This window comes from Halomonas sp. H2 (assembly GCF_050215315.1).
Lineage (GTDB): Bacteria > Pseudomonadota > Gammaproteobacteria > Pseudomonadales > Halomonadaceae > Vreelandella.
Genome location: NZ_CP189760.1, coordinates 3635033 through 3655219 on the forward strand (window position 1 = coordinate 3635033; position 20187 = coordinate 3655219).

Consider the following 20187-nt stretch of genomic DNA (forward strand, 5'->3'; position numbering starts at 1 on the left):
TCTACCAGGAAGCGGCGCCCGCCTCACGTTGGCGAAGCGGCTAAAATTGGTTAATTTGACGAGAAAAATTGGCCGGGTGCGACGATTTTTGCCACCGAGTATCCCGCCATAGCGTTTATCTTCAAGTACAATCACTCCATACGATCCTAAGTGCATGTACCCAGTACTTGTTTCAAGGACAATGCGGGCAAACTTCTTAAGAGCAAGTGTCTATGACTCCTACACCGTTGCAAAATGACCGTTTTCTGCGTGCCCTAGCGCGTCAGCCTGTTGACCGCACCCCCGTGTGGATGATGCGCCAAGCGGGTCGCTACCTGCCGGAATACCGCGCCAATCGTGCCGATGCAGGCAGTTTTATGGATCTGTGCCGTAACCATGACCTGGCCTGTGAAGTCACCCTGCAGCCCTTGGAGCGCTACCCACTAGATGCCGCCATTCTGTTTTCGGATATTTTAACCATTCCGGATGCCATGGGTCTGGGGCTGTATTTTGAAACCGGCGAAGGCCCCAAGTTTCGTAAAACCGTGCGCACACCGGAAGAAGTCGCCGCACTAAGCGTGCCCGACGCCGAACGCGACTTGGATTACGTGATGCGCGCAGTGTCGACCATTCGCCGTGAGTTAAATGGCCGTATGCCGCTGATTGGTTTCTCCGGCAGCCCCTGGACGCTGGCGACGTATATGGTCGAAGGCGGTTCCAGCAAGGACTTCCGCCACCTGAAAACTATGCTCTACGACACGCCGGATACCATGCACCAGTTGCTGGATACCCTGGCCCACTCGGTGACCGACTACCTGAATGCGCAGATTCGCGCGGGCGCCCAAGCGGTGCAGATTTTTGATACCTGGGGCGGCGCGCTATCTACGCCTGCGTATCTGGAATTCTCGCTACGCTATATGGAGCAGATTGTTTCTGGACTGATCCGCGAGCACGATGGACGCCGCGTGCCGGTGATTTTGTTCACCAAAAACGGCGGCCAGTGGCTTGAACATATTGCCTGCGCCGGTGCCGATGCGCTGGGTATCGACTGGTCTACCGAGCTTTCCGATGCTCGCGCCCGGGTCGGCCATAAGGTAGCGCTACAGGGCAACCTTGACCCCAACGTGCTGTTTGCCCGCCCCTCGGCCATCCGCGCCGAAGTGGCCCGGGTGCTGGAAAGCTACGGCCACGGCGCTGGTCACGTATTTAACCTGGGCCACGGTATCAGCCAGTTTACCAACCCTGATAACGTCACCGCCTTTATGGAGGCGCTGCACGAACTCAGCCCGCAGTACCACCGCGATATTGCGACGCACACCAACGCACAGCACCCAGGAGCCAATTGATGAGCGATTTACGCGACGACCAGTGGTTTACCGAAGTCTTTGATAGCCACGGCAGCGCTTTCTCGCTGAAAATCTCAGAAAAGCTGCTGGATGTGCAGAGTCAGTACCAGCACCTGGAGGTCTACGCCACCCAGACCTACGGTAACCTCATGGTGCTGGATGGCTGCGTGATGCTGACCGATCGCGATAACTTCCTCTACCACGAGATGATTGCGCATCCGGCGCTGTTTACCCACCAAGATCCCAAGCGGGTAGTGATTATCGGCGGCGGCGACTGCGGCACCTTAAAAGAGGTGCTGCGCCACCCGAGTGTAGAGAAAGTTACCCAAATTGATATCGACGAAGAGGTCACCAAGGCCTCTGAGCGTTTTTTCCCGTCGTTAGTAGAATCGAATAACGACCCTCGCGCCGAGCTGCTGTTCGCCGATGGCGTGAAGTGGGTGGACGCTGCACCCGATGAGAGCATCGATGTGCTGATTATCGACTCCACCGACCCGGTTGGGCCCGCTGAGGGGCTGTTTAAAACCGACTTTTTAAAGCGCTGCCACCGTATTTTGAAAAGCGGCGGCGTGATGGTGCAGCAGAGCGAATCACCGCTTTACCACAGCGGCTCGATTATCCGTGAGCTGCGCAACGACATGTTGAAAGCCGGTTTTGACAGCGTTGCCACACTGCCCTTCCCCCAGCCGGTTTATCCTTCCGGCTGGTGGAGTGTGACACTGGCCGGTAAAGGCACCAACGTGGAAACCTTCCGCGAAGAGGCTGCCGCTAGCCACAAAATGCCGCTACAGTACTACACAGTGGATGCCCACCGGGGCGCCCTGGCGCTGCCACCGTTCATGCGTAAAGCGTTCGGCTAACGTTTATTTGAATAGCACGCCAGTAAGCGATGAGGCCGGGCACTGCTCGGCCTTTTTTGTGTCACCACGTTAAGGAACCAACAATGAAAACCCTTAAATGGATAAGCATTGGCGCGTGCGCCCTGGTCCCGACGGTTGCCTTGGGCACCACATTAGAAACCGTTCAATCCCGCGATAGCGTACGCTGCGGGGTGAACGCCGCCCAGCCCGGCTTCTCCTCACTGGACGATAACGATACGTATCGCGGCCTGGATACCGATGTCTGCCGCGCGATTGCCGCGGCGGCATTAGGCGATGCCAGCAAGGTTGATTTCGTACCGCTCGATTCGGTGGAGCGTTTTACCGCCCTGCAATCCGGCGAAGTGGATCTGCTCTCGCGCACGACGACCTGGACCTCTAGCCGCGATACCACCCAAGGTATGCACTTTACCGGGGTGAGCTATTACGATGGCCAAGCATTCATGGTCGCAAGCGACCTGGGCGTGCAAAGTGCCGAAGACCTGGACGGCGCGGCGGTGTGCACGCAGTCAGGCACGACCAGCGAGCTGAACCTTTCAGACTATTTCCGTGTTAACGACATGCACTATGACGCAGTGGTGTTTGATTCTCCCGAACAGTCGATTGCCGGTTTTGAAGCCGGGCGCTGCGACGTCTTAAGCTCCGATGCTTCTCAGTTGTATGCCCAACGCATGCAGCTTGCCAACCCCGACATGGCGGTAGTGCTGCCCGAGATTATTTCCAAGGAACCGCTTGGGCCCGCCGTACGCCAGGGCGATGACCAGTGGTTCAATATCGTAAAATGGTCGCTGTTTGCCATGCTCAACGCTGAAGAACTGGGTGTCTCAAGCACCAATATTGATGAACACGCGGATTCCGATAATCCAGATATTGCCCGCCTGCTGGGCCAGGACGGCAGTTTTGGTGAAGGCATGGGACTCAATGACGACTGGGCTTATCAGATCGTCAAGCAGGTGGGCAACTACGCCGAAATGTATGATCGCAACGTGGGCTTGGACTCTAACTTCAATATTACCCGTGGTTTAAATGCTCTGTGGCGCGATGGCGGCATTCAGTACGCCCCGCCCATTCGCTAGGGCTTACCGGTCAGCACTCTGTCATCAACCATTGAACCGCCCCGGTTATTCCGGAGACCGGTTTGTTTGAGTCAGGCAGCTTCACCCGACTCCTCCAATTGACGATAATACGTCTTTTCTCGTTCTGCTGGTGGAACGTTTCCTATGGGTTCCAGCAGTCGGCGATTGTTAAACCAGTCAACCCATTCCAGCGTGGCATACTCAACGGCATCTCGCCCTTTCCATGGTCCACGATGGTGAATCACCTCCGTTTTGAACAAGCCGATGATGGTCTCGGCCAGCGCATTGTCGTAGGAGTCACCGGTGGTGCCAACTGAGGCATCGATACCTTCATCAGCCATACGCTCTGTGTAGCGGATCGAGAGATATTGGCTTCCTCTATCACTATGGTGGATTAACCCTTGCCTGTATTTTCGTGCCCACAGCGCTTGCTCCAGAGCGTCCAGTACCAATCCCGTTTTCATCGACGTTGCTACGCGCCAACCCACGATACAGCGTGCATAAACATCGATAACGAACGCAACGTAAACGAAGCCAGACCAGGTAGCGACATACGTAAAATCGGCCACCCAAAGCTGATTAGGACACATGGCTGTAAAGTCACGTTTCACTAAATCAGGTGCTCGTTTCTGGTCGGGATCACTAATCGTCGTGAAGGGACGTTGGCCTCGCACCACGCCGCGAATTCCCATGCGTCGCATGAGTCGTTCTACGGTGCAACGAGCAACATTAACGCCCTCACGGCGGAGTTGCCGCCAGACCTTACGAGCACCGTAGACGCAGAAGTTTTCTTCCCACACTCGCTGAATCTCAGCGGTAAGAAACGCATCCTGCCGATATCGATCTGTCCGCCGCTCAGGATCGGTCTCAAGTGCCTTGTGGTGGTAATACGTCGACGGGGCGATTGGCAGCTGGCTACAAATCGACTCGACCCCGAACTGAGCACGATGCTCGTCGATAAATGACACCATCAATTGGGTTTGCGGTCGAGCTCCGCCTGGGCGAAAAAAGCAGCCGCCTTGCGAAGAATTTCATTGGCGCGCTTCAATTCGACATTTTCACGCTCTAGCTGCTTGAGTCGTTCATTTCCAGGCAGATTAGCCGAGCTATCTTCCTGCATGAGTTCTGAGCGTTTGCACCAGGCTCTTAAGGTCTCTGGTGAACAGCCAAACTTGCTGGCAATGGAGCAGATCGCCGCCCACCTGGACGGGTATTCGCCTTGCTGTTCAAGGACTAATCGAACAGCTCGCTCCCGGACTTCTGAGGAATATCGTTTTAGTGAGTTCATAACTCCATCCTCTCAAGATATGGAGTCTCCGGTAAAGCCGGGGCGGTTCATTGTAGAGATCCATCACGGGCGACAGGTAGAGCTTTTCGCCTCGGACATTGAACTGCGTGACGTCGGTGACCCACCGTTGGTTGGGGCGTTCAGCCTGAAACTGACGGGCAAGAAGGTTTGGCACACTGGCCTGTAGGCCACGATAGGAGCGGTATTTCTTCGGGCGTACCAATGATTTCAACCCCAGATGCTGTATCAGGCGTTGAACTGTTTTGTGGTTAACCTGCTCGCCCGCCTGGCGCAACGCTGCTGTGATGCCGCCAGATATCATGAACTGTCCCCCTCGAAGGTTGGTTTGGTGTCCAACCTTCGAGGGGGACAGTTCATAATTTATACCATTATAATTAAGGGCAGATTTTGTGGCTTAAATTGGCGGGGATGCCTTAGACGGTAAGTCTCAAGGACGAAATATCTGCGCCGAGCCTAATCGACATCGTATGGGACATCCTTTGCAGGCTGTCCAATATCTGTTTTTCTTGCTCCGGTGTCACGTCATCTATCGGCAAGCTAACTGCGATACCCGCAATAGGCGTATCATCGGGTCCGATAACAGGGGCTCCATAACAGACCATTAATTCGCTGACTTGACCCCGATCAATAGCTACGCCCGTGCGCCGAGTGTCGTGCACCCTATCCAATAAGGCTTCAATATCTCGTACCGACTCTCTGCTCATAGGTTCCGGAAAGCTGTTGCTGAACATTTGGCGGATCTTCATATCTGGCAGATAACTAAGAAAGACATTGCCGGTGGCGGTGAACGCTACCGGCAGGCGCATCCCAACACGAAAATTCATCCACGGGGTCAGACCCGAGTTGCGTGCAGCAAGATAAACGACTTCAAGACCTTCATGCACAGACAGAGTAACAGTTGACCCTGGTAGCAACGTCACTTCATCCCAGATTTGAGAAAACTCAGTCGCAATATCAGATCTGGTTTTGAAAGCCTTGGCCCAACGCATCACATGTGGTCCGATCGCAAAAGTATGGTTAGAATTTTTAAATAGCAAACCATTATCTACTAACGCCAGACACAGCCCATGCACAGAGCTTTTTGCCAAGTTGAGATTGCGGCTCAACTGGGCCACAGTTAATTTATCAGGGTTGCAGGCAACTTCATCCAAAATACTAACCCCACGTACTAGCGCAGGTGCCGTATTTGTTACGGATTGCCGTGATGTCATGGCTATTCCTATAGCTATTGGTCTCAGTTAATTGAATATATCAACGGTTCTTATACGACTATAGAAGCAAATCAATCGAATTGACGCAATCACTAACCTCCTATAATGTTCAGCAGGAAGAGCTGTCGTTCGTTTAGATGATCCTTGTTCAGCAGGCTGAGCGGACGATGATCTTGAGCCTATGAAATAATTAAAATGCAAGTCTTATGTGCCTTGCTATCCTGCAGATGGAGGTGAAATGCGCAAACCGTTAGCTGATGTATGGATTAGCCTGTTCTTACTCGCATTTTGCGGTTTTGCGGCATCCCGTACTCTTCTTCTTACCGCAAAATCAACGGGCACAAGCGCAGGCCCCACTTTTATCCCGTGGCTAATGATTGGTGCCGTGTCGTTGCTGAGTATTGGGCTATTAGTGCGTGCACTCTGGTGTTCAAACTTGGCCAAAGAAGTGAATACGCTGCCAGCGCGGAGCACATTGATACTGATAGCTTTATTTGCTGCGTTGTTATCGGTTTATGCTGCAGCCTTTGTGGCGGTGGGATATCTGGTATCCACGCTGATCGTGTTCGTACTTGGCATGGTCTTGTTGGGCGAACGGCGTGTGCTCGTACTGGCGATTTTACCCGCCATGATTACCGGCATTGTCTATTTGGGGTTCACCCGCTTACTAGGGGTCTGGCTGCCTTGAAAAAAGACTATTAAGGCAAGCTCATACCTTCTACAACTTACATATCGTTAGGAGTATTTATGATAAAAACAATCCACACCCTAGGGGCAGCGTTGCTAGCCGTTTCAGCGCTAACAGCATCTGCCGATGACTACCCTCAGCGTCCAATTCAGGTCATTGTGCCCTATTCGGCTGGCGGCGGCACTGATGTATCGATGCGCATTCTAGCTGAAAGTATGGAGCGCAATATACCCGGCGCCACCATTGTAGTACGCAATCAGTCAGGTGGCGGCGGTTCGATTGGAACGTCCGGCATGGTCAATGCACGTCCTGATGGCTATACCCTAGGCACTGGGTTGCAAGGGCCATTAGTGTTGCTTCCACTACTTGGTGGAACGGCTTATAACTTCGACGATGTGACCTATATTGGCATGTTTGGACGTGTTCCCCATGTTCTGGCTGCTTGCGCAGGGGCGCCGTTTAGTGATTATGAAGGTTTTATCGCCTATGCCTCAGAACATGTGCCTCAGATCGCCAACACGGGAGCAGGCGGGTCGGTTCAGATCACCACGGAGGCATTTGCAAAGAATCAGGGTATCAAGATCGAATCTATCCCTTTCAACGGCGCTGCCGATTCGCGCACAGCCTGCGTTGGTGGCCATGTTGATGCCATGACCGGTTCACCGTCCGAGGTGCTGCCACAAATCCGGTCGGGCAACCTGACACCGATCCTTGTAATGGAAGACCAGCGGCTGGAGGCCCTGCCCGACACCCCTACGGCCAAGGAAAAGGGTATCGATTTTTCGTGGTCATCATGGAAAGGGTTAGTGGCCCCAAAAGGTGTACCCGACGATATTCTACATACGCTACGCGCTGGACTGGAAGCGTCTGTAGCAGACGAACAATTTCTGAACAGCATGCGAGAATTGAACGAATTACCTGAGTATGAGGAAGCTGACACTTTTCGAGTTCGCGCCCAAGAAGATACCACTATAGCTGAGGCCATACTCCGCGATATCGGCATGTTCGGGATGAACAAATAACCCCACCCCTCACTCTTTGGCGGCAGAGGAGGTACGTCCCCCTGCCGCAGTAATTCATGAGGAAGCCTCTGTGATGGAAAATTTTGAATATCTAGGGCAGCTTTTTCATTTTAGCGTCCTATGGACCATAGCGTTGGGCACATTGGGTGGGCTAATCATAGGAGCTCTTCCAGGCTTGACGGCGACGATGGGCGTAGCACTGCTAATTCCAGTGACGTTCGGTATGCCCCCGATCCAGGGTCTGAATATGCTGATCGGTATTTATATCGGCGGCATTTACGGGGGCTGCATCTCTTCGATCCTACTGCGGACACCCGGCACCCCAGCCTCTGCGGCGACGGTGCTGGATGGCTACCCAATGACTCAGCGCGGGGAGGCGGGGCGCGCGCTTGGACTTGCCACAATTGCATCAACAGTAGGTGGACTTTTTGCCGCTGTGGTTTTGGCTACCCTGGCCCCGCAATTAGCAACCTTTGGACTAAAGTTTGGAGCGCCAGAGTATTTCGCGCTTGCATTATTTGGACTGACCATTATCGCCTCCCTATCAGGAGATATACTGAAGGGCGCAATTTCAGGCTTGCTGGGGGTGCTGATCTCGTGCATTGGGGCCGATCCGGTTTCGGGCGTACTACGCTATACGTTTGGGATACCGAATTTTGCTTCAGGGTTTTCCTTTGTTCCTGCGCTTATCGGGCTTTTCGCGCTATCCGAAGTATTCTCGCAGATGGAGCGGATTTTTAAAGCCGAGCCACAAGTAGTCGATGTTTCGGGGCGCTGGCCCACGCGAAGTCAGTTGCGCGAAAGCCGTGGCGCGCTGTTGCGCGGTTCGTTGATCGGTACGTTTATAGGCATAGTACCAGGCACTGGTTCAGGTACAGCGTCGTGGATAGCCTATAACGAAACTCGCCGCGCATCGAAAACACCCGAAAAATTCGGCACCGGCCATGCACCAGGCCTCGCGGCCACCGAAAGTGCTAACAACGCCGTGTGCGCTGCTGCGCTAATCCCGCTGCTAGCGCTGGGTATTCCAGGCGATGTGGTCACGGCCGTTCTAATGGGGGGGTTACTGATCCAGGGGCTGGCACCAGGGCCGATGCTGTTTGAAACTCGTCCCGATGTAGTCGTAGGCATCTTTGGCGGCACCTTCATTGCCACTATTTTCATGTTTATATTTGGCATGTTGTTGATCCCGATGTTTTCACGGATCCTGCTGATCCCGCGGCGTGTACTGACCATGTCGATCGTGGTGTTCTGTTTCATAGGGGCATATTCGATCAACCTCAACCCCTTCGACCTGTACACGATGGTGGGTTTTGGCGTCCTAGGCTGGGTAATGAACAAGTTTGGTTTTTCTCAGGCAGCTCTATGTATTGCCCTTATCCTCGGACCACTTGCGGAATCAAATTTGCGTCGAGGCCTATTGCAGGCAGGTGATGACGTGATCGCTTTTGCTTCTGGACCAATTACGCTGACGCTGCTGCTATTTACGGTTCTATCTCTAGCGTGGCCACTGGTGGCCAAATTGCGAGCCAGCTCTTGAACAGGCCGGTGAGCCGACCGCACCACTATCCATTTACCAACGAGAACTTAAGGGAATGTGTCCATGACCACTGCTTCGTGCTCCTCGACATTGCTAAAAGGTGTGTTCTGCGCCTCAGTAACACCATTGAATGCCGATTTATCCATTGATCACGGCTTGCTAGCAACGCACGCCAAAAAGCTGCTGTCGGATGGATGCGATGGTGTGGCCATGCTAGGAACAACAGGCGAGGCGACATCGTTCAGTACCGCCGAACGCATGGCGGCTTTGGAGGCGTTGTTGACGGCGGGTATCCGCCCCAATCAGTTGGTGCCCGGGACAGGGGCGGCCTCTGTCGAAGATAGCGTTGCGCTGACAAAGCACGCGCTCTCATGCGGAGTTTCGCATACGCTGATCCTGCCGCCGTTCTATTATAAAACCCTGTCCGAAGACGCCATCGTCGAAACCTATAGCTATATCCTCAACCGCGTGGACGACGACAGGCTACGCGTGCTGTTGTATCACATTCCGCAAATGAGCGGCGTGTCGATCAGCGTCAACGTCATCGCCCGCTTACGCGAAAGTCACGGCGATCTGATCGCGGGGGTCAAGGATTCCTCCGCTGATCTGGCCAATTCGACCGCTTTGATCGAAGGATTGCCGGACTTTCCGGTATTTGTCGGTTCCGATCCACTGATGCTGCCGACGCTGAAAATTGGCGGTGCCGGGTGCATCACCGCCACCAGTAACTTTTTGGCAGGCGATCTAGCTGGTATCTATAACGCATTTAACGATGACAACCAAAGCGACTGGGTGAATTCGCTGCAGAGCCACATTACCGAGGGCCGCCGCGTCACAACTCAATATGCCCAGATCCCATCTATCAAGGCGGTGCTGGCACAGATTTACAACAGTACCGCATGGCGCGCCGTCCGTCCGCCCCTGCTGCAACTGGATAATGACAAGGCCGCAGAGGTCAGTAACATGCTCGCCGCGATCTGACATGTTGCGTAGGCGCTGATCGCGCACGCGCATAAAAAAGGTAGCCGTCAAACCTGTCGTATGTAGCACCGATTTTACGGCACATTATAACGACGCCTCACTAACAGGACCGACGGAAACACTTGATGAAATCTTCCAATCTAAGTTCAGATGCGGTTGTTGAGCGCCGACCCAACGCAGTGCCGCTAGGGGTGCGCAAGTACCTAGCCCTTGACGATTTTCAAGCACGAGCTAGACGGTTTCTGCCCAAAGCGATCTATGGCTATATAGCGGGAGGCGCGGAAACCGATCAAAGCCTTGATGCCAACCGTGCCGCGTTCCGCCAGTTCGCATTCGCCCCACGCGTGCTGCGTGACGTTCAGAGCCGGGATCACCGACGCCGCCTGTTTGGCATCGACTACGATGTGCCGTTCGGCATCGCACCTATGGGGTTCAGCGCGCTTGCGGCCTTGAATGGCGATGTGATACTGGCCCGCGGAGCGGCTGCGGCTGGCAGTCTAGCGATTTGCAGTGCCGCGTCGCTGACGCCCTTGGAGCGTGTCGCAAAACAGGCTGGCAGTCGCTGGTTTCAGGCTTATTTATCCGGTGATGAGACCAGGATTCGCGCCATGGTCAACCGCATTTTAACTGCAGGGTTTGACACACTAGTTATTACCGCCGATGTGCCAGTTGCCGCCAACCGCGAAAACAACGCCCGCAATGGGTTTGACACACCCTTTCGGCTAAGCCCGTCGCTGATCTGGCAAGGGGTTACTCACCCCCGTTGGTCGCTCGGCACACTGGGTGGGCAGTTAGTCCGTCATGGCATGCCGCAATTCGAAAATTTCGATGCCATTCCTGGCCCACCTTTGTTTTCACGCAAGCTAGCCCGTTCGCTTAGTGCGCGCGACAAGCTAAGCTGGTCGCATATCGCACTGATCCGCGATATATGGCCGGGCAAGCTGGTTGTGAAAGGCTTGCTGACGTCTGACGATGCAAACGAGGCACGTCAGTGTGGCGTCGATGGGATTATTGTGTCGAACCATGGCGGCCGTCAGTTGGACGGCGCTATATCTCCGCTAGAGGTGCTTGCCCAGATCAAGAACAGTGCCGCAGAGATGACTGTCATGTACGACAGCGGCATCCGCCGAGGCACCGATGTTCTGAAAGCTTTGGCGCTTGGTGCCGATTTTGTTTTTGTGGGTCGTCCATTTCTGTTCGCCGCTGCCGTTGCTGGGTTACCTGGCGTCACACGTGCCATGGCGCTGCTGCGCGAAGAAATCGACCGTGACATGGCCCTGCTGGGTATCCGACAACTGTCCGATCTGTCGCCCGACCTGTTGCGCCAGCAAAACCGTATGGCCATGCCGCATACCTATTGACAATAAGCAAACCATTTCCTGGAAAATAGAAGGTTGGACAAAGATGATCTCAGATAAATTACTGGCCAAGCTGAAGGATCACACGCTGGTCACGGACAGTGCTCTGATTGCAGGCGAGTGGCTAGACCGTAGCGATTCGGGGAAGACATTCGATGTACTGAATCCTGCCAATGGTGATGTCGTAGCAACTCTCCCCGACATGAACCGAGCTGAGGCGATTCGTGCCATCGACGCTGCCGCACGGGCGCAAAAACTGTGGGCAAAACGTACTGCCAAAGATCGCGCTGTTATTCTGACACGGCTGGCCGATCTGCTGATCACCAACGTCAACGATCTTGCCGCAATCCTAACGATGGAAATGGGTAAACCTCTGGCTGAGGCACGGGGCGAAATCCTATATGGCGCATCTTATGTTCAGTGGTTCGCTGAAGAGGCCAAGCGCATCTATGGCGATACCATCCCTGGCCACGATACAGACAAGCGGATCATCGTTCTGAAGCAGCCAATCGGGGTTGTGGCCGCTATCACTCCGTGGAACTTTCCCAACGCTATGCTAGCGCGCAAATTCGCCCCCGCCACTGCCGCCGGATGCGCCATGGTATCCAAACCAGCATCCGAAACGCCGCTCTCGGCACTGTCGCTGGCCATTCTGGCTGAACGCGCAGGCTTGCCTAGCGGAGTCTTCAGCGTCATAACATCAACAGATTCACCTGCGCTGGGCCAGGAATTTACCGAAAACCGCCAGGTGCGAAAGCTGACCTTTACCGGCTCGACCGGAGTGGGGAAAATTTTGATGCGTCAGGGAGCGGAGCAGATCCTGAAACTAGGGTTGGAGCTGGGCGGCAATGCGCCGTTCATTGTCTTTGACGACGCTAATCTGGATCTGGCCGTAGATGGCGCAATGATGGCTAAGTTTCGCAATAACGGTCAGACCTGCGTCTGCGCCAACCGAATTTATGTGCAGGCGGGCGTTTACGATGCTTTTGCCGCCAAGCTGGCTCAGCGCGTGAGTACGATGAAGGTCGGCGATGGGTTCGAGGATGGCGTGGTCACAGGTCCTTTGATCACTGACAAGGCGGTTGCCAAGGTTGTCGAACATATCGCTGATGCCGTCGCTCTGGGAGCTAATGTCGAGGTCGGAGGTCACCCTGCCCTACAAGGCGGACTATTTTTCCAGCCAACGGTTCTGAGCGGCGTGACACCACAGATGAAAGTCGCACGCGAAGAAACTTTTGGTCCGGTCGCGCCGCTGTTCAAATTCGACACCGAGCAGCAGGTCATTGACATGGCCAATGATACTGAATATGGCCTTGCTTCGTATTTTTATTCGGAAAGCATGTCGAAAATTTTCCGCGTGGCAGAACAGCTGGAATATGGAATGGTCGGTATAAACACCGCCCAGATATCAACTGAGGCGGCACCGTTCGGCGGCATCAAGCAATCGGGTCAGGGCCGCGAAGGATCGAAATACGGAATTGAGGATTATGTCGAGATCAAGTATCTCTGCTTACGCATTCAGGAAGCGAATGATTGATTTTTCAGACATTCCTGACTAAGTGCGTGCAGGGCTCATAACCTCAGACAAGAGAGTCACCATGACCGACCAATACAACTTTGACGCTGAGATCTGCGACATCGTAGGCTCTGAGCGGTATTTGCAAGACCCAGATGATATGCGTGGCTATCTGGAAAGCTGGGGTGGGCGTTACCACGGGCAGGCGCGCGGGGTGGTGCTGCCGAAATCCACGTCCGAGGTTGCGGATATCATGTATCTGTGTCGGCGCCTCCGCATCGCCATTGTTCCTCAATCGGGCAATACCGGTCTGGTGGGCGGAGCAGTGCCGATGGATGGAGAGGGCGCAATCGTGCTGAACCTGTCACGAATGAACCGTATCCGAGCGGTCGACCCGATCAATGATACTGTCACCGCCGAGGCAGGTGTGATACTGCACGCTCTGCAAACCGAACTGGCAAACCGTGATCGTTGCTTTCCTATCAATTTGGGCAGTGCAGGCAGTTGCCAGATCGGCGGGCTGATCGCCACCAATGCAGGTGGCACAGGCGCTATTCGTCACGGTGTCATGCGTGATCAGATCCTTGGGCTAGAGGTGGTGTTGCCCGACGGACAGATTTTTCATGGGCTACGAGGCCTACATAAAGATAACTCGGGCTATGATCTGAAACATCTTTTTATCGGGGCGGAAGGAACGCTTGGGATTGTGACGGCTGCTGTGCTCAGGTTGTCTGCGGTACCCGTGCAATCGATCACGGCGATGGTCAGTTTTTCCAGCCTCGATGCAGCATTGCGATTGCTACAGAAGCTGCGCGGTGGCCTTGGCACGCGTATCGAGAGCTTTGAGCTGATGTCGCGCCGCCAGTTAGAGATCGTCCTACAACATAGCGATGATAGCACAAGCCCTGTTGATCCGGACGGGGCGGACTGGTTCGGGATGATAGAGATCGCCGATACCATGGCGGATGCGAAACTGTCAGATGGGTTGGTGGCGATCCTGGCAGACATGCTGGAAAGCGGCGATCTGCGCGACGCAACACTAGCCAACAGTTTGGCACAGTCTCAAAGAATCTGGAGACTACGCCACAGCATTTCTGAAGCGAACCGTAAAATCGGCTTTACTGTCTCACACGATACCTCGGTGCCGATTTCCGCAACTGCCTCATTTCTTCCTCGTGTCGAGGCCGCCTTACATGCTGCCTGTCCAGGTGTGATCGTGGCCAGCTGCGGCCATATCGGGGACGGCAATGTGCATGTAGCCTGCGTTTTTCCAAAGGACCAGTTCGGTGGGCAAGACACTGAGCAGCTTGCATGGGACATGGCGCGAATTGTGCAACTTGAAAGTCTTGCTTGCGGCGGCAGCATTGCGGCCGAACATGGCATCGGTCGGGCTCATGTGGTGCGGCTAGCCGACTCCAAAGATCCTACGGCATACGGACTAATGCGGGCTATCAAGGCCTGTATCGATCCGTACAATATTATGAACCCCGGTGTTATGTTCACTCAGCGGAAAGATCTGTAATGATCCACGCACGTACTAGTTCTTCTGCGTCGCAAAATATCGCCATCGGTTATGCAAGTTCGTCATAATCCCCTGGTGCAAGTACCAGCGTAGTGTTGTGATGGAATCAATCACATATCGCTGAGCGCGTTGCACGCCCCCCCGGCCGGTGCCCTTCGGGTAGGATAGGTGTCGGAAACAGTGAGATTTTTTTTGATGTCGGCAACGTAACCGGTCAGCGGTCAGCGGTCAGCGGTCAGCGGTCAGGAAACCATACGCCACGATGCAGAGGCTAGCGTGATGGAGAAAGCCTCGCCAGTTGCGCCCCTCATAGTGATCCAGCCCGAACTCCTGCTTGATCACGCTCAATTCGCCAGCGTGCCTTAGCGGTGGTTACCAACGTTGTCAGCAGTGTCTCCTCAGATTGGCTGCTCAGCCAATGATCCTGCCCAGTAACAGTGGACACCTCAAGGATGTAGTACGCTACGATGAGGTGAACAATCACTTGCTGCGGCGGTCGAGCTCCGCCGGGGAAAAATAAGCAGATGCCTTCCTGTCTGAGACGAATAAAGTTTGATCATTCACAATAAAGTCTGGTAGTTCTTACATAAGCCATTGGTAAAATTAAATTGCTGACGGAATGTTAGCTATAAATGCCACTGAAATTTATCAAAATTTAGGTGTTTCAGCTTGCTGTTACCTAAGTTGCATTCGTACCGAGCTTCACTACAGGCAGGTTCTTGGTCGCATCTTAAGAAAGATGGGCACAGGCGTGCCTTTACGTGATCGCTGAAACTACCCTAAGAAAATACTCACAAAAAATTGCCAATGATCTTCCGGAAGATATGTCAGCGCTACAGGAAAAAAAGCTAAATGACCGCGTGATAAAATCACACGATAAGCAAAACAATGGCGATATCGATGGTATGACACAAAATAAAGATAATTCGCTTTCCACGACAGAACCTACAGGCAAGAAGGAGCTGCACATAGCCAAGGCCTCCCTGCTAACGCTCAGCTTTTACGTAAGCGCCCATAAATCAGCACCTACAGCCACGCCCTGAAATTGCCCACACTGATTTCCTCGTCAATACCAGGAGGAATCAGCATGACACACGCCGAACGCAAACGTCTCTGGCAGCAACATATCGAGGACTGGCAGGCGTCTGGTTTGTCCGGCATGGCCTACTGCCAACAGCAGTCGCTAACCTATTGCCGCTTTGTTTACTGGCGCAAAAAGCTGACCGAGCCGGAGGCGTCGGTTCCGGAACACCCCGTGTCGTCGCCCGGCTTTGCCAAGGTATCGGCAGTGCCTGGCCCGGAGTTGTCAGAGGGGTTAACGGTGTCCTTGCCCGGCGGCGTCTCGATCACCGGCCTGCACGCCGGCAATGTGGAATTGCTCGGTGCCGTGCTGAGGCAACTGTAATGCGCCACCGGTATCTTCGCCCCTCCTGGGACCTGCCGGAAATTTACCTGTATCGACAGCCCATCGATTTCCGCAAGCAGGCCAACGGCCTGGCGCTGATTGTCGAGCAGGAGCTGGGGCACAGTCCGTTCTCCGGCGCGCTTTACGCTTTCACCAACCGGCAGCGCAACAAGATCAAGTGCCTGATGTGGGAAGACAACGGTTTTGTGCTCTACTACAAGTCCCTGGCCGAGGAAAAATTCAAATGGCCGGGCCCGTCGGATGAGCTGATGCCGCTAAACGGCGAGCAGATCAACTGGTTGTTGGACGGCTACGACATCACCCTGCTCCAGGGCCATAAAACCCTGCATTATGAGAGCGTTGGGTAGCACTTTTTAAGTGCGTCAGGGCGTTGTTTTTGCTATAATTTCGCCATGAAAAAAACGTCTGATAACACGCCCCAAACACCCGATCTCAGCGGTCTCTCACCCGCTGAAATGGCGTCGGTTATCAGCGATTTGCAGGAACAACTGACGGCGAAGGATGAAACGCTCCAGAACCATCAGGATCAGTTAAAGCAACGTGATCAGGCCATTCAGAGCCGCGATGCCCACATCAAGATCCTTGAAGAACTCCTGCGCCACAAGAAGATCCAGCAGTTCGCCGCAAGCAGTGAAAAACAGCCCAACCAGATCGTGTTGTTCGATGAAGCCGAGCTGGAAGTGGCGATTGACGAACTACGCGACGAACTCCCTGACGATGTGGAAGAAGCCGATGCGCCGCCTCGCTCCCGCAAGCGCCGTCAACGCGGCTTCTCCGACACGCTCTTGCGTGAGCGTATTGAGCTGACCCTCAGCAACGAAGAAAAAGTCGGCGCCAGCAAGACCTTCTTCACCAAAGTGAAGGAAGAGCTGGAGTATATCCCGGCCCAACTGAAAGTCCTGGAGTACTGGCAGGAAAAGGCCGTGTTCGAGCAGGACGGCGAAGAGCGAGTCATCGCTGCCGCCCGGTCTACACACCCGCTGGGCAAGTGCATTGCCACACCGTCACTGCTGGCTTACCTGATCACCTCCAAGTACGCCGATGGCCTACCACTGTACCGTCAAGAGCAAATGCTCAAGCGCCTGGGCCATGAGGTGAGCCGCACCAGCATGGCCCACTGGATTATCCGTCTGAACGACGTGTTCAAACCGCTGATGACCCTGATGCGGGAAACCCAGAACGGCAGTGATTATCTGCAGGCCGATGAAACCCGTATCCAGGTCCTCAAGGAGGACGGCAAAAAAGCCCAATCGGACAAGTGGATGTGGGTGACCCGAGGCGGGCCACCCGGCAAACCCTCGGTACTGTTCGATTATGACCCATCCCGTGGCGGCCAGGTGCCGGTGCGCCTGCTCGATAACTTCCAGGGCATCCTGCAAGCCGATGGTTACTCTGGCTATGGGCAAGTCTGCCGTGAAAACGGCCTGACCCGCATCGGTTGTTGGGACCATGCCCGGCGCAAGTTCGTGGACGCCTCCCGGGCCGCGCCGGCCAAGGGCAAAAAAGGCCAGCCCTCGAAAGCCGATGTGGCCCTCAGCCATATCCGTAAACTGTACGCCGTCGAGAAAGCCGCCAACGAACTGAGTGACGCCGAGCGCTATCGGGTGCGCCAGGAAAAAAGCCTGCCGCTGCTGAACGCCTTCAAGGCCTGGCTGGAGAAAAACGCCAGTAAGGTGCTGAAAGGCTCGCTCACCCGCAAGGCCATGGACTACACCCTGAACCAGTGGGATACCCTGGTTGGCTACTGCGAACGCGGCGACCTGAAGATCAGTAATGCCGGTGCCGAAAATGCCATCCGCCCGTTCGCTCTGGGACGAAAGGCCTGGTTGTTCGCAGATACCTCGCAGGGCGCGAACGCCAGCGCCACCTGCTACTCGCTGATCGAAACGGCCAAAGCCAACGGGCTGGAGCCGTCGGCTTACATCCATCATGTGCTGACGCACATTGCCGATGCAGTGACCCTCGAACAACTCGAAACACTCTTGCCCTGGAATGCGGAGCTGCCTGCTTCAAAAAAAGTGGCTCAATACGGTTAGGGCAAGTGGGTCGGTTTAACGGCGCTTACGCTTTTACTACCGGCAGTACCTCTTGTCGCTGATATAACCACATCTATCCTCATATACCATTTCCACCAAGTGCAATGAGCATGGACAAAGCTGCCTCAAACAAGCAGAAGTGACTCCCATCCCATTCGCGTGAAAATGCCCTGGAATGTATCGGCGAATCGCCACACCGGCAATTTATGGAGTGACGAAAAAGTTAAGTTTTAAGGCCTATATTTGTCTCAAAAACGGAAAATTTAACTAAAATGCCGATTTTCTATAGATATTGAGCAGGAATTTTTTGTGTAAGCGATCCTTAGTCTCTTTGTTGTAGTGTCTGCCAACCCACCCACCCATCAAAGTTAACGAAAAATTTATGGGATAGATATACGTGATTGACCAGCGGCCTGCCCCCAGCAATACCCTGGGGCCCGTAGCCTGGCTGCGCACCAACCTGTTCAGCAGCCCACTCAATACGCTATTTACGCTGGTGGGGCTGTACGTTCTGTACCTGCTTTTGGTGCCGACCATTCAGTGGGCGTTCATCAACGCCGACTGGGTAGGCACCACCCGGGATGACTGTTCGCGAGAGGGCGCCTGTTGGGTGTTCGTTAATACGCGCTTTACGCAGTTTATCTACGGACTTTATCCGCGAGAGGAAATCTGGCGAGCCAATATTGTGTTTGGCGGCTTTTTTACCCTGATCGCCTGGCTTGCCATTCCGCGCCTGCCGTTCAAGCGCTGGGTCGCCGTGTTTGCCTTGGTGGGCTTTCCTATCGCGGCCTACGTACTTCTTCACGGTGGCTACTTTGACCTGCCACGCGTACCTACCCACCGCTGGGGCGGTTTGATGCTGACCCTGCTGCTGGCATCTGTAGGCATGATCGGCGCTCTGCCGATTGGCATCGTGCTGGCTCTGGGGCGGCGCTCTAACATGCCCATCGTGAAGAGCTTCTGCGTCATCTTCATCGAGTTCTGGCGCGGTGTGCCGTTGATTACCGTGCTGTTCATGGCCTCGGTGATGCTGCCGCTGTTTCTGCCCTCTGGTATTAGCGTTGACCGCCTGGTACGGGCGCTGATTGGCCTAACGCTGTTTCAAAGTGCCTACATGGCCGAGATCATTCGTGGCGGTCTTCAGGCGATCCCCAAGGGCCAGGAGGAGGCCGCCGCGGCACTGGGCATGACCTACTGGAAGCGCATGGGCCTGATCGTTTTACCCCAAGCGCTGAAGATGATGATTCCAGGCATCGTGAATACGTTTATCTCGCTATTTAAAGACACCACGCTGGTCATGATCATTGGGCTGTTTGACCTGCTGGGGATCGTGCAGGCGGCGCTTTCCGACTCCAACTGGCTGGGCTTTTCGCTGGAAGGCTACGTGTTTGCCGCGTTTGTGTTCTGGATTTTCTGTTTCAGCATGTCGCGCTACAGCCAGTATCTGGAACGCAAGCTAAATACCGGTCATAAGCAATAGGCTTATCCATAGCGCTTAATGCCGCTTTCTTTCGATTTTGAGTAGGGTTTCAACATGACACAAACAGCCACCAACAACGCGTCTGAATTAATGGTCGAGATGCGCAACGTCAACAAGTGGTACGGCGATTTTCACGTACTGCGGGATATTCACCTTGAAGTAAAGCGCGGCGAGCGCATCGTAGTTTGCGGCCCCTCAGGCTCCGGTAAATCAACGCTGATTCGCTGCATCAACCACCTTGAAGAGCACCAGAAAGGTGAAATTGTGGTGGGCGGAGTACCGCTGACCCAAGACGTTAAGCGCATTGAACAAATTCGCCGCAGCGTCGGCATGGTGTTTCAGCACTTCAACTTGTTCCCACATTTATCGGTACTGGAAAACTGCTGCATCGCGCCGATGTGGGTGCAAAAAAAGCCGCGCAAAGAGGCCGAAGCGCTGGCCATGGAGTACCTAGAACGTGTGCGTATTGCCGAGCAGGCCACTAAGTATCCAGGACAGCTTTCAGGCGGACAGCAGCAGCGCGTGGCGATTGCCCGCTCGCTGTGCATGCACCCCGATGTCATGCTGTTTGACGAGCCCACCTCTGCCCTTGACCCCGAGATGATCAAGGAAGTGTTGGACGTTATGGTGGAGCTGGCGGAAGAGGGTATGACGATGATCTGCGTCACCCACGAAATGGGCTTCGCCAAAAAGGTGGCTGACCGAGTGATCTTTATGGATCAAGGGCAAATCATTGAAGAGAACGCGCCAGAGCCCTTCTTCAATAACCCACAGTCGGAACGTACTCAACTGTTTTTAAGCCAGATTCTTGGCCATTAA

General features: G+C 54.3%; 18 protein-coding genes, 2 pseudogenes and 1 other annotated feature. Of the genes and pseudogenes, 16 read left to right on the top strand and 4 right to left on the bottom strand.

The window, feature by feature from the left end; translation table 11 throughout:
- Positions 1 to 212: 212 nt before the first annotated feature.
- The 3 genes from hemE to ACQE2I_RS16830 all read left to right on the top strand — a co-directional run bounded on the left by hemE (position 213) and on the right by ACQE2I_RS16830 (position 3279).
- Positions 213 to 1325 carry a uroporphyrinogen decarboxylase gene (gene hemE / locus ACQE2I_RS16820; RefSeq protein WP_427029183.1) on the top strand — a complete coding sequence of 371 codons (1113 nt, stop codon included), beginning with the start codon at positions 213 to 215 and terminating at the stop codon, positions 1323 to 1325.
- Positions 1325 to 2185 (top strand): polyamine aminopropyltransferase, encoded by an 861-nt coding sequence (speE, locus tag ACQE2I_RS16825; protein ID WP_427029184.1) that lies wholly within the window; start codon positions 1325 to 1327, stop codon positions 2183 to 2185. The genes hemE and speE overlap by 1 nt, the downstream gene beginning before the upstream one ends.
- Positions 2186 to 2268: 83 nt before the next feature.
- On the top strand, positions 2269 to 3279 hold the full coding sequence (locus tag ACQE2I_RS16830) for an amino acid ABC transporter substrate-binding protein (RefSeq protein WP_427029185.1): 1011 nt from the start codon (positions 2269 to 2271) through the stop codon (positions 3277 to 3279).
- 71 nt (positions 3280 to 3350) lie between these two features.
- On the opposite strand, the gene ACQE2I_RS16835 is transcribed toward ACQE2I_RS16830, so the two are convergent.
- The 3 genes and pseudogenes from ACQE2I_RS16835 to ACQE2I_RS16845 all read right to left on the bottom strand — a co-directional run bounded on the left by ACQE2I_RS16835 (position 3351) and on the right by ACQE2I_RS16845 (position 5799).
- A protein-coding gene (locus ACQE2I_RS16835) for an IS3 family transposase (RefSeq protein WP_427029187.1) occupies positions 3351 to 4567 on the bottom strand; the annotation gives its coding sequence in 2 pieces (ribosomal slippage) (positions 3351 to 4282 and positions 4282 to 4567; 1218 coding nt in all).
- Positions 4176 to 4292 (bottom strand) — a sequence feature (AL1L pseudoknot). It overlaps the preceding gene by 117 nt.
- A 49-nt stretch (positions 4568 to 4616) precedes the next feature.
- Positions 4617 to 4874 (bottom strand): annotated as a pseudogene (locus tag ACQE2I_RS16840) (IS3 family transposase); the annotation flags it as partial.
- A gap of 127 nt (positions 4875 to 5001) precedes the next feature.
- Entirely contained in the window at positions 5002 to 5799 is a 798-nt protein-coding gene (locus tag ACQE2I_RS16845; RefSeq protein WP_427029188.1) for an IclR family transcriptional regulator, read from the bottom strand.
- A 238-nt stretch (positions 5800 to 6037) separates the two neighbouring features.
- On the opposite strand from ACQE2I_RS16845, the gene ACQE2I_RS16850 reads away from it, so the two are divergent.
- The 7 genes from ACQE2I_RS16850 to ACQE2I_RS16880 all read left to right on the top strand — a co-directional run bounded on the left by ACQE2I_RS16850 (position 6038) and on the right by ACQE2I_RS16880 (position 14426).
- Positions 6038 to 6487: a tripartite tricarboxylate transporter TctB family protein gene (locus tag ACQE2I_RS16850; protein ID WP_427029189.1), complete on the top strand. Its 450-nt coding sequence runs from the start codon at positions 6038 to 6040 to the stop codon at positions 6485 to 6487.
- Between the two features lie 59 nt (positions 6488 to 6546).
- Positions 6547 to 7509: a Bug family tripartite tricarboxylate transporter substrate binding protein gene (locus ACQE2I_RS16855; protein WP_427029190.1), complete on the top strand. Its 963-nt coding sequence runs from the start codon at positions 6547 to 6549 to the stop codon at positions 7507 to 7509.
- Between the two features lie 73 nt (positions 7510 to 7582).
- The gene (locus ACQE2I_RS16860; RefSeq protein ID WP_427029191.1) at positions 7583 to 9049 is read left to right on the top strand and encodes a tripartite tricarboxylate transporter permease; all 1467 of its coding nucleotides are present in this window, start codon (positions 7583 to 7585) and stop codon (positions 9047 to 9049) included.
- A gap of 63 nt (positions 9050 to 9112) precedes the next feature.
- Entirely contained in the window at positions 9113 to 10030 is a 918-nt protein-coding gene (locus ACQE2I_RS16865; RefSeq protein WP_427029192.1) for a dihydrodipicolinate synthase family protein, read from the top strand.
- A gap of 125 nt (positions 10031 to 10155) precedes the next feature.
- Positions 10156 to 11391: an alpha-hydroxy acid oxidase gene (locus ACQE2I_RS16870; protein WP_427029193.1), complete on the top strand. Its 1236-nt coding sequence runs from the start codon at positions 10156 to 10158 to the stop codon at positions 11389 to 11391.
- A 43-nt stretch (positions 11392 to 11434) separates the two neighbouring features.
- The gene (locus ACQE2I_RS16875; protein WP_427029194.1) at positions 11435 to 12925 is read left to right on the top strand and encodes an NAD-dependent succinate-semialdehyde dehydrogenase; all 1491 of its coding nucleotides are present in this window, start codon (positions 11435 to 11437) and stop codon (positions 12923 to 12925) included.
- 61 nt (positions 12926 to 12986) lie between these two features.
- On the top strand, positions 12987 to 14426 hold the full coding sequence (locus tag ACQE2I_RS16880; protein ID WP_427029195.1) for an FAD-binding oxidoreductase: 1440 nt from the start codon (positions 12987 to 12989) through the stop codon (positions 14424 to 14426).
- Positions 14427 to 14657: 231 nt separating this feature from the next.
- Here the strand turns inward: ACQE2I_RS16880 and ACQE2I_RS16885 are convergent.
- Positions 14658 to 14814 (bottom strand): annotated as a pseudogene (locus ACQE2I_RS16885) (IS701 family transposase); the annotation flags it as partial.
- Between the two features lie 373 nt (positions 14815 to 15187).
- On the opposite strand from ACQE2I_RS16885, the gene ACQE2I_RS16890 reads away from it, so the two are divergent.
- The 6 genes from ACQE2I_RS16890 to ACQE2I_RS16915 all read left to right on the top strand — a co-directional run bounded on the left by ACQE2I_RS16890 (position 15188) and on the right by ACQE2I_RS16915 (position 20187).
- Positions 15188 to 15469, top strand: a complete 282-nt coding sequence (locus tag ACQE2I_RS16890; protein WP_427029196.1) for a hypothetical protein — start codon at positions 15188 to 15190, stop codon at positions 15467 to 15469.
- Between the two features lie 44 nt (positions 15470 to 15513).
- Entirely contained in the window at positions 15514 to 15831 is a 318-nt protein-coding gene (gene tnpA, locus ACQE2I_RS16895) for an IS66 family insertion sequence element accessory protein TnpA (protein WP_193086009.1), read from the top strand.
- Positions 15831 to 16199 carry an IS66 family insertion sequence element accessory protein TnpB gene (gene tnpB / locus ACQE2I_RS16900; protein ID WP_081136160.1) on the top strand — a complete coding sequence of 123 codons (369 nt, stop codon included), beginning with the start codon at positions 15831 to 15833 and terminating at the stop codon, positions 16197 to 16199. Before tnpA ends, tnpB begins: the two co-directional genes overlap by 1 nt.
- A gap of 45 nt (positions 16200 to 16244) precedes the next feature.
- Complete coding sequence (gene tnpC, locus ACQE2I_RS16905; protein ID WP_193060740.1) at positions 16245 to 17888, top strand: IS66 family transposase; 1644 nt, start codon at positions 16245 to 16247, stop codon at positions 17886 to 17888.
- Positions 17889 to 18279: 391 nt separating this feature from the next.
- The gene (locus ACQE2I_RS16910; protein WP_427031496.1) at positions 18280 to 19368 is read left to right on the top strand and encodes an amino acid ABC transporter permease; all 1089 of its coding nucleotides are present in this window, start codon (positions 18280 to 18282) and stop codon (positions 19366 to 19368) included.
- Positions 19369 to 19422: 54 nt separating this feature from the next.
- Positions 19423 to 20187 carry an amino acid ABC transporter ATP-binding protein gene (locus ACQE2I_RS16915; protein WP_427029197.1) on the top strand — a complete coding sequence of 255 codons (765 nt, stop codon included), beginning with the start codon at positions 19423 to 19425 and terminating at the stop codon, positions 20185 to 20187.

What these genes read in the sequence shown, in the direction of transcription:
- hemE (WP_427029183.1), top strand. Translation starts at nt 213, where the DNA reads ATGACTCCTACACCGTTGCAAAATGACCGTTTTCTGCGTGCCCTAGCG.
- ACQE2I_RS16860 (WP_427029191.1), top strand. Translation starts at nt 7,583, where the DNA reads ATGGAAAATTTTGAATATCTAGGGCAGCTTTTTCATTTTAGCGTCCTA.
- ACQE2I_RS16915 (WP_427029197.1), top strand. Translation starts at nt 19,423, where the DNA reads ATGACACAAACAGCCACCAACAACGCGTCTGAATTAATGGTCGAGATG.
- tnpA (WP_193086009.1), top strand. Translation starts at nt 15,514, where the DNA reads ATGACACACGCCGAACGCAAACGTCTCTGGCAGCAACATATCGAGGAC.
- ACQE2I_RS16845 (WP_427029188.1), bottom strand. Translation starts at nt 5,799, where the DNA reads ATGACATCACGGCAATCCGTAACAAATACGGCACCTGCGCTAGTACGT.
- ACQE2I_RS16880 (WP_427029195.1), top strand. Translation starts at nt 12,987, where the DNA reads ATGACCGACCAATACAACTTTGACGCTGAGATCTGCGACATCGTAGGC.
- ACQE2I_RS16850 (WP_427029189.1), top strand. Translation starts at nt 6,038, where the DNA reads ATGCGCAAACCGTTAGCTGATGTATGGATTAGCCTGTTCTTACTCGCA.
- ACQE2I_RS16865 (WP_427029192.1), top strand. Translation starts at nt 9,113, where the DNA reads ATGACCACTGCTTCGTGCTCCTCGACATTGCTAAAAGGTGTGTTCTGC.
- ACQE2I_RS16855 (WP_427029190.1), top strand. Translation starts at nt 6,547, where the DNA reads ATGATAAAAACAATCCACACCCTAGGGGCAGCGTTGCTAGCCGTTTCA.
- ACQE2I_RS16870 (WP_427029193.1), top strand. Translation starts at nt 10,156, where the DNA reads ATGAAATCTTCCAATCTAAGTTCAGATGCGGTTGTTGAGCGCCGACCC.
- tnpC (WP_193060740.1), top strand. Translation starts at nt 16,245, where the DNA reads ATGAAAAAAACGTCTGATAACACGCCCCAAACACCCGATCTCAGCGGT.
- ACQE2I_RS16875 (WP_427029194.1), top strand. Translation starts at nt 11,435, where the DNA reads ATGATCTCAGATAAATTACTGGCCAAGCTGAAGGATCACACGCTGGTC.
- ACQE2I_RS16830 (WP_427029185.1), top strand. Translation starts at nt 2,269, where the DNA reads ATGAAAACCCTTAAATGGATAAGCATTGGCGCGTGCGCCCTGGTCCCG.
- speE (WP_427029184.1), top strand. Translation starts at nt 1,325, where the DNA reads ATGAGCGATTTACGCGACGACCAGTGGTTTACCGAAGTCTTTGATAGC.
- tnpB (WP_081136160.1), top strand. Translation starts at nt 15,831, where the DNA reads ATGCGCCACCGGTATCTTCGCCCCTCCTGGGACCTGCCGGAAATTTAC.